Raw genomic sequence first — 15994 nt, 5'->3', positions numbered from 1 at the left:
GCCAATTCCGTTGGATCGGCTTCGCAGAGGGAGAGAGCCAGCGAAGATGAAGGCCATGGCAGTCACGCTCGAAGCTCCGAGGCGCTTGTCGCTGAAGGCACTCGACTTGTGCGCTCTCCAGCCTTCCGATGTGCTTGTCGACATTCGTTGGAGCGGGATCAGCAGCGGAACCGAAAAGCTGCTGTGGTCGGGCGAAATGCCGCCTTTTCCCGGGATGGGCTACCCGCTGGTGCCTGGTTACGAGTCGGTCGGCCGCATCATCGATTCAGGCAAGGACGTACGCGACCGGATCGGCGAATGGGTCTTCGTGCCCGGCGCCGATTGTTACACTGACGCACGCGGCCTGTTCGGCGGGACCGCGCAGCGCTTGAGCGTCCCCTCGGCCCGCGCATTGCCGGTGTCCGAAGACCTTGGCGCTCAGGGTGTCCTCTATGCCCTGGCAGCCACGGCGCTGCATGCCCTCAAAGGCGGTGAGCTTCCCGAGCTCATTGTCGGCCACGGTGTCCTCGGGCGATTGCTGGCCCGCATGACCATAGCCTCGGGCGGACCCCCGCCGACGGTTTGGGAGAACAAGGCTCACCGCCGCACAGGTGGGCTCGGTTACGACGTGATCGCGCCTGCGGACGATGACCGTAAAGACTATCGCTTCATCGTCGATGCAAGCGGCAGCAGCGACGTGATCGACATTCTCATGAGCAGGCTCGGTCGCAAGGGCGAAATCGTCTTGGCAGGCTTTTACGCCAACCGGATCAGCTTCGCCTTCCCGCCCGCCTTCCTGAACGAAGCGCGCCTTCGCGTTGCAGCGGAATGGCAGGCCGATGATCTCGCCTCGACCCGGGCGATGATCGAGAGCGGCGAACTGGACCTCTCCGGCCTGATTTCGGACGTCGAGCCCGCGGGTCGCGCCGAGGCCGCCTATCCCACAGCTTTCCAGGCCGACGACTGCCTGAAGATGGTTCTCGATTGGAGCGAATACGCATGACGATGCTCGATACCGATGCTGCCCTGCGCGAAGAGGCGTCAATCGAACCCGATCCGGTGCCCACCGGCGACGTGAAGAAGGAAACCCAGATCATCGCGATCTACGGGAAGGGTGGGTCCGGCAAGAGCTTCGCCCTGTCCAACCTCAGCTACATGATGGCGCAGCAGGGCAAGCGAGTCCTCCTGATCGGTTGCGATCCCAAGTCCGACACCACCAGCCTGCTGTTTGGCGGCAAGAATTGCCCGACCATCATCGAGACGTCCTCCAAGAAGAAGCTCGCTGGCGAAGACGTAACTATCGAGGACGTCTGCTTCCAACGCGACGGTGTCTTCGCAATGGAGCTCGGTGGCCCGGAAGTCGGTCGCGGATGTGGTGGGCGCGGTATCATCCACGGCTTCGAGCTGCTGGAGAAGCTGGGATTCCACGAATGGGGCTTCGATTTTGTCTTGCTCGACTTCCTCGGCGACGTGGTCTGCGGCGGCTTCGGCCTGCCGATCGCGCGCGACATGTGCCAGAAGGTCATCGTCGTCGGCTCGAACGATCTCCAGTCGCTCTATGTCGCCAACAACGTCTGCAAGGCGGTCGAATACTTCCGCAAGATGGGCGGCAATGTCGGCGTGGCCGGCATGATCGTGAACAAGGATGACGGCACGGGCGAGGCACAGGCTTTCGCCAATGCGGTCGACATTCCCGTGCTGACGGCGATCCCGGCTGACGAGGACATCCGCCGCAAGAGCGCCAATTACCAGATCATCGGCAAGCCCGGCGGCGAATGGGCAGGGCTGTTCGAACAGCTCGCCGAAAACGTCGCCAACGCGCCGCCGCACCAGCCCAAGCCGCTGGAGCAGGATGGCCTGCTTGACCTGTTCAGTCCCGAAGAGACCGGCGGCAATGTCGAGCTGGTCCCCGCGACCCAGGCCGACATGCGCGGCGGCACTTACGAAGAAAAGCCCTCGCTCGAGGTCATCTACGATGAGGTATAGCGCTTGACCGATCTCGGCACCTCCGTCCGCGAACGCGACCGGCTCGATCTCGACAGCGTCGAAGAGGGCGGTTGCGCCAGCGCGGAAACGATGAAGGACGCCGCGCGCAAGGCCGGGGCGAGCGAGATACTCGATCGCTACGAACAGGATTATCCCAAAGGTCCGCACGACCAACCGCAGAGCATGTGCCCCGCCTTTGGCAGCTTGCGCGTCGGGCTTCGGATGCGGCGTACGGCAACCGTACTCTCGGGCAGCGCCTGCTGCGTTTACGGCCTGACCTTCACCAGCCATTTCTATGGTGCGCGGCGGACGGTGGGTTACGTTCCCTTCAGTTCGGAAACGCTGGTCACCGGCAAGCTGTTCGAGGACATCAAGGAAGCGGTCGAGCAGCTCGCGGATCCCGAACATTACGATACGATCGTCGTCACCAATCTTTGCGTCCCGACCGCGAGCGGCGTGCCGCTGCGCCTGCTGCCCGACCAGATCAACGGCGTGCGCATCATCGGGATCGACGTGCCCGGTTTCGGCATCCCCACCCATGCCGAGGCGAAGGACGTCCTGGCGGGAGCAATGCTCGCTTATGCACGCGGCGAAGCGGAACAAGGCCCCGTGGCCGCGCCCAAGGAGCGACCGGACCGCCCGGCGGTGACACTCTTGGGAGAAATGTTCCCGGCTGACCCGGTCGGGATCGGCATGATGCTCGAACCCATGGGGCTTGCCGCGGGCCCGGTCGTTCCAACTCGCGAGTGGCGCGAACTCTATTCGGCGCTCGACTGCGCAGCGGTGGCGGCGATCCATCCATTCTACACGGCGAGCGTCCGCGAATTCGAGAAGGCCGGGCGCAAGGTGATCGGCTCGGCCCCGGTCGGCGCGGACGGCACGGCAGCCTGGCTCGAAGCCATCGGCGAAGCCTGCGGAGTCGAGAGAACGCGGGTCGATGCTACCAAGGATGCGATGGTCGGTGCCATTCGTGGCGCGCTCTCAGCGATGCCGGTAAAGGGCCGGATCACCGTTTCGGGCTACGAGGGCTCCGAACTGCTCGTTGCCCGTCTGCTGATCGAGAGCGGTGCGGAGGTCCCGTATGTCGGCACTGCATGCCCGCGCACACCGTGGTCGGACCCTGATCGCGAGTGGCTCGAAGCCAAGGGCGTACGGGTCAATTACCGCGCGAGCCTCGAAGATGACATCGCCGCGGTCGAGGAATTCGGACCCGACCTCGCGATCGGTACCACGCCGGTCGTGCAGCACGCGAAGCAGCGCGCGATCCCGGCGCTCTACTTCACCAACCTCATCTCGGCCCGTCCGCTGATGGGCCCGGCGGGTGCGGGCAGCCTCGCGCAGGTCGTCAATGCTGCGCTAGCCAACAAGGACCGCTTCGATCGCATGGCGGAGTTCTTCGGGGATGCGGGCGAGGGCGACAAGGCAGGCATTTGGGACGACACGCCCATGGACCGGCCCAAGTTCAAGAAGAAATTCGCAGCGCAGACGGCGGCGGCCATCAAGGCGGCCGAGGCGGTGGGCACATGACCCTCGTCCTCGATCACGATCGGGCGGGCGGATACTGGGGTGCCGTCTACGTCTTCACGGCGGTGAAGGGGCTTCAGGTTGTCATCGACGGCCCGGTCGGCTGCGAGAACCTGCCGGTAACTTCGGTTTTGCATTACACCGACGGATTGCCGCCGCACGAATTGCCTATCGTCGTGACGGGGCTGGGCGAAGAAGAACTGGGAAAGACCGGGACCGAAGGCGCGATGAAGCGCGCCTGGGAAACGCTCGACCCCGAACTGCCCTCGGTCGTGGTGACCGGCTCCATCGCCGAGATGATCGGCGGCGGCGTGACCCCCGAAGGCACCACCATCAAGCGCTTTCTGCCGCGTACGATCGACGAGGACCAGTGGCAAAGCGCCGATCGCGCCTTGAGCTGGTTGTGGACCGAGTTCGGGCCGAAGAAGATGCCCGCGGTCAAACCGGTGAAGGAAGGCGAGAAGCCCAGGGTCAACATCATCGGCCCGGCCTATGGCATGTTTAACATGGCCAGTGATCTCGCGGAGATCCGGCGGCTGGTCGAAGGCATCGGGGCGGAGGTCAACATGGCTTTCCCGCTCGGCAGCCACCTCGCCGATGTCGGCCAGCTGGCCAATGCGCAGGCCAATGTGTGCCTCTACCGGGAATATGGGCGCAATCTGTGCGAGCTGCTCGAGCAGCCTTACTTCCAGGCGCCCGTCGGGCTGACCTCGACCACCAAATTCCTGCGCTCGCTCGGGGAAGAGCTTGGCCTCGATCCCGAACCGTTCATCAAGCGTGAGAAGCACACCACGATCAAGCCGCTGTGGGACCTGTGGCGCTCGGTCACGCAGGACTTCTTCGGCACCGCCAATTTCGGCATCTGCGCCAACGAAACCTACGCGCGCGGCATCCGCCATTTCCTCGAAGACGATTTGGGCCTGCCCTGCAATTTCGCCTTCTCTCGTTCGGCCGGCGTGAAGCCGAAGAACGAGGAGGTGCGCGCGGCCATCCACGCGAACCCGCCTCTGGTCGTTTTCGGAAGCTATAACGAACGCATGTATCTCGCCGAAGTGGCGGGTAAGGCCTACGGCCCTTCAGGGCAGTTCATTGCCGCGAGCTTCCCGGGCGCGGCCATTCGCCGTCACACTGGAACGCCGTTCATGGGTTACGCAGGTGCCACCTACCTCGTGCAGGAGGTGTGCAATGCGCTGTTCGACGCGCTGTTCCATATCCTTCCGCTCGGTACCGATCTGGACAAGGTCGAGGCGACGCCTGCCAAGTCGCATGAGGAATTGCCCTGGGCGCCGGACGCGAAAGCCAAGCTCGATGCGCTGGTCGAGGCGCAGCCCGTGCTGGTTCGAATTTCCGCCGCAAAACGCCTGCGCGACGCCGCCGAACGCGCTGCTCGCAAGCAGGGCCACTCATCGGTTTCAGCCGACTGCCTCGCCGACATCCTGCTTGAAGGTTCGGCCGCATGACTGGGCTCGCTCCTATCTGCCTGGAAACGGGCAACCAGATCCCCGCAGGTCTGCCTGCGCGGATACCGCCGGAGGCATTCAGTCTCCACCACCCCGCAACTGACTGGGAGAAAATCCAATGAACGATCCGACTTCTGGTGACGATCGCTTTGGCTTGAGGACCTACTTGACGCCTGAGGAGGCCAAGGAATTCCACAAGATCTTTATGGGCAGCTTCCTCGGCTTCACCGCGATTGCCGTTGTCGCCCACGTCCTCGTCTGGGCATGGAAACCGTGGATCTGACCACGCTTTTCGCCAGCTGACTGCCGGCCCGACCGGCCAAGCTGGACCCAAACTACACATTGAAGGAGAAAGACAATGTGGAGAATCTGGCTGATTTTCGATCCGCGCAGGGCGCTCGTTGCCTTGTTCGTCTTCCTGTTCGTCCTCGCGCTGCTGATCCACTTCATCCTGCTCAGCACCAACCGCTACAACTGGCTGGACGGGGCAAGTGCCGCTCCCGCAACGGCAGCGGTGACCGAGACGACAACACAAACTGGCTGACCGTTCGGTCTTTGTGAGAGCGGGCGGGGATCCGCCTGCCTGTCTCTCCGGCCATCGAGTAGGAACCCGATGAGCCTGCCCCAAAGGTAGGAAGGAATTAGCTATGGCGCTGCTGAGTTTCGAGCGGAAATACCGCGTGCGGGGTGGTACGCTGATAGGCGGCGACCTGTTCGATTTCTGGGTCGGACCCTTCTATGTCGGCTTCTTCGGCGTGACGACTGCGATCAGCGCCCTGTTGGGCACTTTGCTGATCTTTGCCGCTGCGTCGCAGGGGCCGACCTGGAACCCCTGGCTCATCTCGATCGAGCCGCCCGCCATCGAGATGGGGCTGGCCGCAGCCCCCCTGAATCAGGGCGGATACTGGCAAATCATCACCATCTGCGCGATCGTGGCGTTCTCGTCATGGGCGCTCAGACAAGTGGAGATCAGCCGCAAGCTCGGCATCGGCTATCACGTGCCGATCGCTTTCAGTTTCGCGATTTTTGCCTACGTCACGCTGGTCGTCATTCGCCCGTTGTGGATGGGCGCGTGGGGCCATGCTTTCCCGTACGGTATCTTCACCCACCTCGATTGGGTGTCGAACACCGGCTACATGTACGTGAACTTCCATTACAATCCGCTGCACATGATCGCGGTGTCGTTCTTCTTCACCACCTGCCTGGCGCTGGCGCTGCACGGATCGCTGATCCTCTCCGCCGTGAATGTGCCTAAAGGCCAGGCGGTCAAGACGCCTGAACACGAAGACACCTATTTCCGCGATTTCATCGGCTATTCGATCGGCACTCTCGGCATCCACCGCCTCGGGCTGCTGCTGGCGCTGAACGCCGGGTTCTGGAGCGCCGCCTGCATCATCCTGGCCGGACCGCTCTACCAGGGCAGCTTCGTCGAATGGTGGGATTGGTGGAAATCCATCCCGATCTGGTCCTGAGGAGGGTCTGAGCAATGGCGCGCTATTACAATCTCTTTACGCAAGTGCAGCTTCAGACGGCCCCCGAGATGGGTGTGCCGCTGCCTCCCGGAGACGAGGAACGCTACCGGCTGACCGGCTACAACTACTGGTTCGGCAAGTTCGGCCAGGCGCAGATCGGCCCAATCTATCTCGGCTGGCTGGGCATCGCCTCGCTGCTGTTCGGGTTCCTCGCGATTTCGATCATCGGCTGGAACATGGCCGCACAGGTGAACTTCAGCCCGATCGCTTTCATGCGAGAGTTTTTCTGGCTGTCGCTCGATCCGCCCGGGCCGGAATGGGGCTTCAGTCCCTTCGTGCCCTTGGCCGAAGGGGGCTGGTTCATCCTGACCGGATTCTTCCTGACGATTTCGGTCCTCCTCTGGTGGATCAGATCCTATCGCCGTGCCGTGTCGCTGGGCATGGGACTGCACGTTTGCTGGGCCTTCGCCAGTGCGATCTGGCTGTTCCTCGTGCTCGGTTTCCTGCGGCCGATGCTGATGGGAAGCTGGTCCGAAGCGGTGCCCTACGGGATCTTCCCGCATCTCGACTGGACCAACAATTTCTCGCTGATCTACGGCAACCTGTTCTACAACCCGTTCCATGCGCTTTCGATCGCATTCCTGTACGGCTCGGCTCTGCTGTTCGCGATGCACGGGGCCACGATCCTGGCGGTCAGCCGCTACGGCGGGGAACGCGAGATCGAGCAGATCACAGACCGCGGCACGGCCTCGGAAAGGGCTGGCCTGTTCTGGCGCTGGACCATGGGGTTCAATGCAACGATGGAATCGGTCCACCGCTGGGCGTGGTGGTTCGCCGTGCTGACCACGCTGACCGGCGGGATCGGCATCTTGCTGACAGGTACCGTGGTCGACAATTGGTATCTGTGGGCGCAGCAGCATCAATACGCACCGGGAGGATGACGCGCTTCCTTCGCAGGTAACAAGAAGGAACCGGCCTCCACGGCCGGGTTCTTTTTTTGCGCTGAGCTGGTCAGTCCTTTTGCCGGGAGCGAGCCTGCAGGTCCATCAGGTGCAGTGGAAAGGCAAGGGCGACCGGCAGCGACACGAGATACCAAGGTGCGCCGACGAGCGCCGCGCGCAGGCCGAGAACCAGCAAGGCAGCCGGCCCGAGCAGGCCAAGGAGCGAGCGCGCTTCCCATCCGCGGGATTTCAGCCAGACAGCTTCGATCAGCAGCACCGCCAGCACGATGTCGGCCGCATGGCCACTGCTGAAAAGTTGGTCCATCAGCCGAACGGGCCGTTCAGCTCGATGACCTGCCAGTTGAGCGCCCCGGCAATCGATACCCAACCGAGATAGGGTAACAGGGCAAGAGCGGCGAGGCGCGAATAGCGGCCGCAAAAGATAATCAGCGCGCCGACCGAAAGCCACAGCAGCAAGAGCTCGGCAAAGGCCCAGTCGGGCCGCTGCATGCGAAAGAAGATGAGGCTCCACAGGATATTGAGGAAGCCGTTCAGGGCAAACAAACCGATAATGGTGTCTGACACACGCGTACTAGGCGCGGCGCGCCATGCGCTGACACCGGCCACTGCGGCGAGGGCGAAGATCAGCGTCCAGGCGATGCCGAAAACGGGGTCTGCCGGCGTCCAGCCCGGCTTTTCGAGCGACTGGTACCACGGCCCGAGATCGGTGATCGTGGTGCCGAGCATGGCAACGCCGATCGCGGCGATACCGGCCACGATAATCGGCAACAACCAGCTTTTGTGCATCAGGCGGCGGCCCTCAATCCCAGCAGATGGGCGCAGTCTTTCAGGAAAATTCGGGCATGGGCAAGCGGTTTGGCCCGCACCAGTCGCTTGTTCATATAGGCCTGCCAGGTGAGCTGCTGCACATCCTTGTCGGCGCACATGGTGACGAACCTTTCGCGCCGCTTGTCGCTCGAATACCAGAAATACTGCATAATCCCGAGTACCCAGAAGACCTTGCCGTGGTCCCGCATGAAGCGCTTGCGAGCCAGTTTCAGCGCCTTGGGATTGGCCGTACGGAGATATTCGTCAGCCGCTTCGGCGACATGACGCCCACTGGTCATGGCGTAGTAGATGCCCTCTCCCGAGGCGGGTGCGACCACTCCGGCCGCGTCACCGGCGACGATCACGTCGAGGCCGTTGTCCCAGCGCTTGAGGGGTTTCAGCGGGATCGGTGCGCCTTCCTTGCGGATGGTCTCGCATTCGCCGAGACCCAGTTCGTGGCGCATCTCGGACACAGCCTCGCGCAGCGGGAAGCCCTTGTTCGCGCTGCCGAGCCCGATGCTGGCCGTTTCGCCATGCGGAAACACCCAGGCGTAGAAATCCGGCGAGAGCTTGCCCTGGTAGAAGACATCGCAGCGCGAGCCGTCGAAAACATCGCTGTCTGTCTCGGGCGACTTGATAATCTCGTGATAGGCGAAAACGCAGGGCATACGCTCTGCATTGGCGATATTCTGGCGAGCCACGGCGGAGCGGGCGCCGTCCGCGCCGATCACCAAGCGGGTACGCACCTTCTCGATCTCGCCTCCGCGACTGCTACGGTAGCAAACGAGTGTGCCAAGGTTCTCGTCGCGCTCGATATGCTCGAATGTGCCTGTGCGCCTTTCCGCGCCCGATTTTGCGGCGCGTTCGCGCAGCCATTCGTCGAAGACATCGCGGTCGACCATCCCCACATAACCGATCTCGCCGACCGGCATGTCGACCTTGCGGTTCGACGGGGAAATCATCCGCGCCGAGCGCGCACGGGCGACCAGCAGGCTTTGCGGAATATCGAAGTCTTCCATCAGGCGAGGGGGCACCGCGCCTCCGCAAGGTTTGATCCTGCCGGCGCGATCCAGCAGCAACACCTTGCGTCCGGCCACGGCCAGATCGTTGGCCGCCGTTGCACCCGAAGGTCCGCCGCCAACCACCACTGCGTCGTAGATTGCCTCGTTCATATCGTCGCCGCCTTCCTGCCCCTCGAAACTGTCTTGTGCGTGGCATGGATGGCGAGGCCGGCCGCGACCACGAACAGGCATGCCTCGATCATGAAAATGAGCTGGAATGCGCTGCCGTCCTGTCCCTGCGCCCCGCGTGCGAGATCGACGCCGAGTGCGCCCGTCAGGCCGCCAAGCCCGAAGGCAATCGCCTGTGCCGCTCCCCAGACGCCCATACGCACGCCCTCGCGCGTTTTCCGGCCAGCCCCGGCCAGCCCCATCATCGCGCCGATCGCCGCAACAGCGAACAGTCCGTTGCAGAGGCCGAGTACGAACACATTGAGGGTCAGCGGCCAGCCGGGTCCGTGGATCGCGCCCGCCGCTAGTCCCGCCAGCGCGAGCGCCGAGCCGGCGCAGCCAGTGACTATCCAGATGCGCAAGTCGATCGGCATGCGTCCGGCAAAGGCGCTGCCCCCGATCCCTGCGGCGATCATGCCGAGCAACACCCCTGTGTGCTGCACGCCTGCCAGTTGAGTCGATTCCCCGGGGGTCATGCCGAAAACAAGCCCGGCGAACGGTTCGAGGATGAGGTCCTGCATGCTGTAGGCCAGCATGGAAACGAAGATGAACACGGTGAACCGGCGCGCGGCGTTTTCGTGCAGAATTTCGCGCAAGGCCTCGGGGAAGCTGGGTGCGCCGTCCTTAGTCAAGGCTTCGAAGACGAACGGTTGGTCGGGCTCGAGGTGGCGCACTGCGAGACCGCTGACCAGCAGGGCTGTGAGCGCCACACCGCAGGAGACCATGGCGAGGCGCTGTTCGGAAAACGGGTCGAGCAATGCTCCCGATACGCCGGCCGAAACGACGATGCCTGCGACCATCATGATCCAGGTGACGGCTGCCGCTGCGGAGCGCCTCTCGGGCGCGACTGCCGAAGCCAGCAGGGCGAGCATCGAGGTGCCGCTTGCGCCGACCCCCATGCCGATCAGGCTGAAAGCTGCGACTGCCAGAACGCCCCCGAGAAGGGGATTTGGTGCCATCTGGATCGTCGCATAGACGGCCATCACCGCACCCAACGCGAGGGTCGCCATGCCGCCCAGTATCCAGGGGGTACGCCTTCGTCCGCGATCAGAGCCATGACCCCATAGCGGGCGGGTGAGTTGCACCGCGTAGTGCCAGGCGACCAGTCCTGCCGGAATCGCAGCGGCGAGGGCATATTCGACCACCATCACGCGGTTGAGCAGCGAGGTCGCCAGCATCACGATCGCGCCGATGGACGCCTGCACAAGGCCCAGGCGAATTATGGACAACCATCCGAAACCCGGTTTCGCCAACGCCATCAGACGTACCCTCCAAGGCCCAGCGCCGCCGCGAGCATACCGAGGACGTAGAGTGTCACCCCGGTGGCATTGTACCAGGGGGCATGGCGGGCGGGGTCCTTGAGCAGGCGCACCATGAGGAACATCTGGCCGAGGAGAAGTGCTGCGACGACTGCGCCCGACAGCGCATAGCCGAGCAGGAAGAGGAGTGCGATCACCACCGCTTGGGCCAGCGCCATCACAAGGCAAGCAAGTCGTGCTGCCCGGCTTACGCCCAGCGTCACCGGCAAGGAGCGGAGCCCCGTTATCCGGTCGCCTTCGACTGCCTTGAAATCGTTGAGCACCATGATCCCGAAGGCACCGATGCTGTAGAGCAGCAGTATCGCGATGACGGGGGCGGGTGGCAGCCCTCCCGCGAGGATGCTCGCGCCGGTGAACCAGCTAAGGCCTTCATAGGTCAGACCGACTGTCGCCGGTCCGGCCCAGCCGCTGGTTTTCAGGCGAAAGGGCGGGGCGCTGTAAGCCCATGCGAGGCTAAGACCGAGACATGCAGCGGCGAAGACCCAGAAACCGAGGATTGCTGCGAGGCCGAGCGACAGTACGGTCCCGGCTACCGCGATGCCGAGGCCCCAGCGGCCCGGGATGCGGCCCGACGGGATCGGTCGATCGGGTTCGTTGATCGCATCGACATGCCGATCGAACCAGTCGTTCACCGCCTGGCTCGTGCCGCACACGAAAGGTCCGGTCAGTGCAATTCCGCCGATCACGAACAACCAGCGCTCATCGAAGGCGACGCCTGCGGAAAGCACACCGCAGCCGAAGGCCCACATCGGGGGAAACCAGGTTATCGGTTTGAGCAGCTCAAGGACGTCGGATGCCGAAGGTGACGGCATTGTTCGAGTCGAGGCCGCCGAACGTAGCATGCCCGCAGGCTATGCCTGACACTCACGTGCGTCAAACTGTTTTGACACAAACTTGTCGAGGGTGGCTAGTCGGATTCGGTCTGGAGGTTGCCCAGCCCGTAACGGTGAAGCTTGGAGTACAGGCTCTGGCGACTCAATCCAAGGATTTCCGCGGCCGAAGCGCGGTTGTCCGAGGTGTAGAGCAGCGCTGCTTCGATGCACAGGCGCTCGATCAGATCGGTGCTCTCGCGTACGATATCCTTGAGCGGCATCCGCCCGACGAGGTCGGTGAGCTGCTCGACCGAGCGGGGCAGCTCTTCCGAACTCGGGGGCAGGTCCCGCATCCGGCGAGCGATCGGCCGAATTACGAAACCATAGTGCGGATCTTCCGCCTTCGTGGCGACGGCGGATATCTCGATCGGCTCGTCGTCCTCGCCGCTCATCGCGCGCAATATCGTCGAGACGTTTCGGGCATCGCCCTCCTTGTCGATCTGCCCTGCGATCAGGTCCAGATCGATGCCCGGGCGGCCGACGAAATTGGACAGGTCGGTGCCCCTGATCTGGTCCAGCCCTGCTGCACGGACCATCTCGATGAAGGCGGCATTTGCCGTGACGATCTCCATCTTCGTATTCGCAAGGACGAAGGCGTCCGGCATGTCTTCGATGATATCGGCAATAGTGGCTTGATCGCTCGATACGGCCGCCTCTTCGCCATGAAGCCTGACGAGCAGGTACTGGCGACGATCCTGGCTAAAGCCCGAAGCGCTCAATTGCACCTCCTCGGAACCCTTGGCGAGCATCACCGGAACCGGGGAAACCGAATTGGACGTGAGCGCCGAGGCCAGCAGGGCGGCGGCAGCCGGCGCACTCTTGCGAGAAAATATCTGGGGCAGCTGCTTGTTTACCAGCGATCCGGCCCGCGCGCCGACCAGCGCATAGGCCGCCGGATTGGCTTCGCGAATGCGGTAATCGCTTGCTTCCACGATCATGACTGGCTCGCGCGAGCGTTCGAACAGCAAGCGGTAGCGCGCCTCGACATGGCGCATGCGCAGGTAGTCCCGCTCGAGCGACTGCTGGACCTGCAAGAGGCGCTGCTGCACCTTGCCGAACTCGCGCAGGTCGCGACCGAAAGCGATTGCCCGCTCGCCGCCCTCGATGCTGACGACGACGTATTTGAGCGGAACGTCGCCATGCTGTGTCGGATGGTTGACCTGCCGCCAGTGCTGCGTCTCGCCCTTGCGAGCGCCGGCGAGCATCTCCATGATTTTCGGGCGGCTTTCGACCGTAACCGTGTCGAGCCAGTTGGCTCCGACCCATCCGGCAAATTCGGGAAAGGCGTCCTCTTCGAAGGATGCGTCGAGAATGGTGCCGCTGGTATCGAGGATCAGAACGACGTCACCGGCGACCATGGCCAGCGTTTTTGCAGCATCTGCGCCGATGGCACCGAACACATCGCCGGAGTCGGCGAAGGGTCGCTTTGCATCAACGCTATGCTTCCGTGTCAACATCTGGTTCTCGCATCCGGGATGCGTGCTATGCGCTCAATCTCGCACCTTCCACCAACTGCGCCGCCAGGGTGAGGGCGGCATCCGCATCGACCGCGGTTCCGTCGGCGCCAACTTCCTCGACGAGATGGGGATTTTCGGTGACTGCCCGCCCGCCAATAAGGATGGCAATCTGTGGGTTCGCTGAGACTGTGCGAATTGCACTGATCAATTTGGAAAGCGCTCCGCTAGGGCAATCGTTTGTGACGGTCAATCCCACCAGATCGAACGATTTTTCCGAAATCAGCCGGAGCAATTCCCGACGATGCGGATCGATCAAAGCCTCGCTTTTCCACCCTGCGCGCGCGAAGATTTCATCGACCATCAGTGCGCCGAATGAATGCTGGTCACCGGGCACGGGTGAGAACAGTGCGCTTCTCTCGATGCCGAGTGACCGGATGACCGGCGGCGACCTGGCGGCGATTTCGCGCATCACTTCCTGAAGGCGCCAGAGACCCATGGTGACTTCGACGAAATCACAATCGTCTTCTTCCCACATCCGGCCGAGTTCGCGAGCCGAGGGCGCAAGAAGATCGAGAAAAATGGACTCGACGCTGACCCCGCGATGAAGAAACGCCTCCGTTGCGAGCAGGAGTTCGTCGACCTCGATCTGAAGGGGGAGCGTGGCGAATTCGGCCGCCTCGTCGCTATTGATCTGGCCGCCGGTTTCCACGGCAGGGTGCCTGCCGTTTCTCGCATGGCTCATGAGAAGGCGCGGGATGAAATCGGCCTCGATGACCGTGCCGAGATCATCACCCGGCTTCACCCTCGGGACATCCGACTGGACATCATCTTGTCGTATCCAACCTTTCAGCGGGTTGGAAATCGCTTTTAGCAGGGCGGCAGGGCCCATACCGATAGCCGATGCCATTTCAGACTCTCCCAGTCTGGTAGCGGCGCGGATCGCGTCATGCCCGGCGTGTCAGATTGTGTTGTCGACTCCGTCCGAGTCTCACGACCCTAGGCCCAATTGTGGCGCCTGTCGAATCCACAAGTGTCCAGTGCAATTAACGTCAATCGCGATTGACACACGGGGCTGCCGGGGCGTAGCTTCCACATGAAGATTGGAGGCAGAGCGACAGAATGGAGAGGCTCTTTCGCAATTCGCCGGGTGGCCAAAGCGAAGATATCCGTCAGGAACAGGGCCTTACCCTGTACTCGCCGGAAGAGCGCCTTCGCCGTGACGAGTCGCCCTGGACGCTCGTGCAAGGCCTGCTTGCTCCGCTCCAGTTCCTGATCTTCCTTGTCAGCCTGATGCTTGTGCTTCGTTTCCTGATGACAGGGGAAGGCGCGCTCGCCGCCGACATCTCGATCGTTGCGAAGACCCTGGCGCTCTATGCCATCATGATCACCGGCTCGATCTGGGAGAAAGAGGTCTTCGGCAAATGGCTCTTTGCCAGACCCTTCTTCTGGGAAGATGTATTCTCCATGGTCGTGATCGCACTGCACACGGCCTATCTCGCCATGCTGATCGGCGGCCTGGGTTCGATCGAGCAGCGCCTGCTGGTCGCGCTTGCCGCCTATGCGACCTATGTCGTCAATGCCGGACAATTCCTCCTCAAGCTGCGCGCTGCCCGGCTTGAAGACCCTCGCAATGCAGTAGCGCCCGGATGAGCGGCGCCGGTCTCCTCGAGGCACCGGGTACGGATTGCGCACCGGTCCTGCGCGAACGCGGCCAGCGCGAAGTTTTCTGCGGCCTGACCGGGATCGTCTGGCTCCACCGCAAAATGCAGGACGCCTTCTTCCTCGTGGTCGGTTCGCGCACCTGTGCCCACCTCCTGCAATCGGCGGCCGGCGTGATGATCTTTGCCGAACCGCGCTTTGCTACCGCAATCATGGAGGAACGTGACCTCGCCGGCATGGTCGATGCGCAGGAAGAACTGGACCGGGTGGTCGATCGCCTCCTTGCCCGGCGACCCGAGATCAAGACTCTCTTCCTCGTCGGATCCTGCCCGTCCGAGGTGATCAAGCTCGATCTTGCCAAGGCTGCCGAGAGACTCGGCGCGAAACATGCCGGGGACACGCGTATCCTCAATTATTCGGGGAGCGGGATCGAAACCACCTTCACCGAAGGCGAGGATGCATGTCTCGCCTCGCTGGTGCCGGAGATGCCCGCGGCTGCACCGGATGCTACGCCGTCTCTCCTGCTGGTCGGTTCGCTTCCGGATATCGTCGAGGACCAGTTCCTGCGGCTGTTCGCCGAGCTTGGGATCGAGAACGTCGGATGCCTGCCTGCCCGGGCGGTGGCCGATCTGCCGGCTGTCGGCGCCAACACCCGCGTCCTCCTGGCGCAACCCTTTCTCGGGGACACCTTGCGGGCATTGACTTCGCGCGGTGCGGTCCATCTCGAGGCACCATTTCCTTTCGGGGCGGAAGGCACGACAGCCTGGCTGAAGGCTGCTGCCAATGTCTTCGATATCGAAGACATGCATTTCAATCGTGTGATCGCGCCGGGTCGCGAACGGGCGAAGCGCGCGCTCGAGCGCCAGCGCGGGAAGCTGGATGGCAAGCGCATCTCCTTCCTGCCCGATTCCCAGCTCGAAATTCCGCTCGGACGTTTCCTCGCGACCGAATGCGGCATGATCCCGGTCGAGATAGGAACGCCCTACCTCCATCGCAGCATCCTTGCCGCCGAACTGCCGCAATTGCCCGAAGGCACGCGTCTCAGCGAAGGGCAGGACGTGGATAAGCAGCTCGACCGCGTGCGCGAGGACAGGCCTGATCTCACCGTTTGCGGCCTGGGCCTGGCCAATCCGCTCGAGGCCGAGGGCCTTTCCACCAAATGGGCTATCGAGCTCGTCTTCTCGCCGATCCACGGTTTCGACCAGGCCGGGGATCTCGCCGAACTCTTTGCGCGACCGCTCAGGCGGCGCGACGTGTTGCAGGTGTAG

The 15994-nt window shown here is 63.0% G+C and carries 17 protein-coding genes; 10 read left to right on the top strand and 7 right to left on the bottom strand.

All coding sequences use genetic code 11. The features are described from left to right. The first annotated feature begins 46 nt into the window (after nt 1-46). From bchC to pufM, 8 genes are all read left to right on the top strand, one after another. The gene (gene bchC, locus P8Q88_RS12835) at nt 47-982 is read left to right on the top strand and encodes a chlorophyll synthesis pathway protein BchC (RefSeq protein ID WP_278324225.1); all 936 of its coding nucleotides are present in this window, start codon (nt 47-49) and stop codon (nt 980-982) included. After that, a complete protein-coding gene (locus tag P8Q88_RS12830; protein ID WP_278324224.1) occupies nt 979-1965 on the top strand; it encodes a chlorophyllide a reductase iron protein subunit X in 987 nt (328 codons plus the stop codon). Before bchC ends, P8Q88_RS12830 begins: the two co-directional genes overlap by 4 nt. A gap of 90 nt (nt 1966-2055) precedes the next feature. After that, complete coding sequence (bchY, locus tag P8Q88_RS12825) at nt 2056-3492, top strand: chlorophyllide a reductase subunit Y (RefSeq protein ID WP_278324496.1); 1437 nt, start codon at nt 2056-2058, stop codon at nt 3490-3492. After that, complete coding sequence (gene bchZ, locus P8Q88_RS12820) at nt 3489-4949, top strand: chlorophyllide a reductase subunit Z (protein ID WP_278324223.1); 1461 nt, start codon at nt 3489-3491, stop codon at nt 4947-4949. Before bchY ends, bchZ begins: the two co-directional genes overlap by 4 nt. A 118-nt stretch (nt 4950-5067) precedes the next feature. After that, nucleotides 5068-5232 (top strand): light-harvesting antenna LH1, beta subunit, encoded by a 165-nt coding sequence (gene pufB / locus P8Q88_RS12815; protein ID WP_278324222.1) that lies wholly within the window; start codon nt 5068-5070, stop codon nt 5230-5232. A gap of 75 nt (nt 5233-5307) precedes the next feature. Next, nucleotides 5308-5493, top strand: coding sequence for a light-harvesting antenna LH1, alpha subunit (gene pufA / locus P8Q88_RS12810; protein WP_278324221.1), 186 nt, complete (start codon nt 5308-5310; stop codon nt 5491-5493). Nucleotides 5494-5596: 103 nt separating this feature from the next. Next, a complete protein-coding gene (gene pufL, locus P8Q88_RS12805) occupies nt 5597-6421 on the top strand; it encodes a photosynthetic reaction center subunit L (RefSeq protein WP_278324220.1) in 825 nt (274 codons plus the stop codon). Nucleotides 6422-6435: 14 nt separating this feature from the next. Beyond that, nucleotides 6436-7362 carry a photosynthetic reaction center subunit M gene (gene pufM / locus P8Q88_RS12800; RefSeq protein WP_278324219.1) on the top strand — a complete coding sequence of 309 codons (927 nt, stop codon included), beginning with the start codon at nt 6436-6438 and terminating at the stop codon, nt 7360-7362. Nucleotides 7363-7432: 70 nt separating this feature from the next. Here the strand turns inward: pufM and P8Q88_RS12795 are convergent, their stop codons facing one another. From P8Q88_RS12795 to P8Q88_RS12765, 7 genes are all read right to left on the bottom strand, one after another. Continuing rightward, on the bottom strand, nt 7433-7687 hold the full coding sequence (locus tag P8Q88_RS12795; RefSeq protein WP_278324218.1) for a hypothetical protein: 255 nt from the start codon (nt 7685-7687) through the stop codon (nt 7433-7435). After that, a complete protein-coding gene (locus P8Q88_RS12790; protein ID WP_278324217.1) occupies nt 7687-8169 on the bottom strand; it encodes a TspO/MBR family protein in 483 nt (160 codons plus the stop codon). Before P8Q88_RS12790 ends, P8Q88_RS12795 begins: the two co-directional genes overlap by 1 nt. Beyond that, nucleotides 8169-9362, bottom strand: a complete 1194-nt coding sequence (locus P8Q88_RS12785; protein ID WP_278324216.1) for a geranylgeranyl diphosphate reductase — start codon at nt 9360-9362, stop codon at nt 8169-8171. The genes P8Q88_RS12790 and P8Q88_RS12785 overlap by 1 nt, the downstream gene beginning before the upstream one ends. After that, nucleotides 9359-10678 (bottom strand): BCD family MFS transporter, encoded by a 1320-nt coding sequence (locus P8Q88_RS12780; RefSeq protein ID WP_278324215.1) that lies wholly within the window; start codon nt 10676-10678, stop codon nt 9359-9361. Before P8Q88_RS12780 ends, P8Q88_RS12785 begins: the two co-directional genes overlap by 4 nt. After that, nucleotides 10678-11550 (bottom strand): chlorophyll synthase ChlG, encoded by an 873-nt coding sequence (gene chlG, locus P8Q88_RS12775; RefSeq protein WP_446532563.1) that lies wholly within the window; start codon nt 11548-11550, stop codon nt 10678-10680. Before chlG ends, P8Q88_RS12780 begins: the two co-directional genes overlap by 1 nt. 95 nt (nt 11551-11645) lie before the next feature. Next, the gene (ppsR, locus tag P8Q88_RS12770; RefSeq protein WP_278324213.1) at nt 11646-13067 is read right to left on the bottom strand and encodes a transcriptional regulator PpsR; all 1422 of its coding nucleotides are present in this window, start codon (nt 13065-13067) and stop codon (nt 11646-11648) included. Nucleotides 13068-13092: 25 nt separating this feature from the next. Then, the gene (locus tag P8Q88_RS12765) at nt 13093-13974 is read right to left on the bottom strand and encodes a cobalamin B12-binding domain-containing protein (protein WP_278324212.1); all 882 of its coding nucleotides are present in this window, start codon (nt 13972-13974) and stop codon (nt 13093-13095) included. Nucleotides 13975-14186: 212 nt separating this feature from the next. Between P8Q88_RS12765 and bchF the strand changes: the two genes are divergently transcribed. Both bchF and P8Q88_RS12755 read left to right on the top strand, forming a co-directional pair. Continuing rightward, nucleotides 14187-14717, top strand: coding sequence for a 2-vinyl bacteriochlorophyllide hydratase (bchF, locus tag P8Q88_RS12760; RefSeq protein ID WP_278324211.1), 531 nt, complete (start codon nt 14187-14189; stop codon nt 14715-14717). Beyond that, nucleotides 14714-15994: a ferredoxin:protochlorophyllide reductase (ATP-dependent) subunit N gene (locus tag P8Q88_RS12755; RefSeq protein WP_278324210.1), complete on the top strand. Its 1281-nt coding sequence runs from the start codon at nt 14714-14716 to the stop codon at nt 15992-15994. Before bchF ends, P8Q88_RS12755 begins: the two co-directional genes overlap by 4 nt.

This window comes from Qipengyuania marincola (assembly GCF_029688625.1).
Classification (GTDB): domain Bacteria; phylum Pseudomonadota; class Alphaproteobacteria; order Sphingomonadales; family Sphingomonadaceae; genus Qipengyuania.
This window is presented reverse-complemented; position numbering and strand designations above follow the sequence as displayed.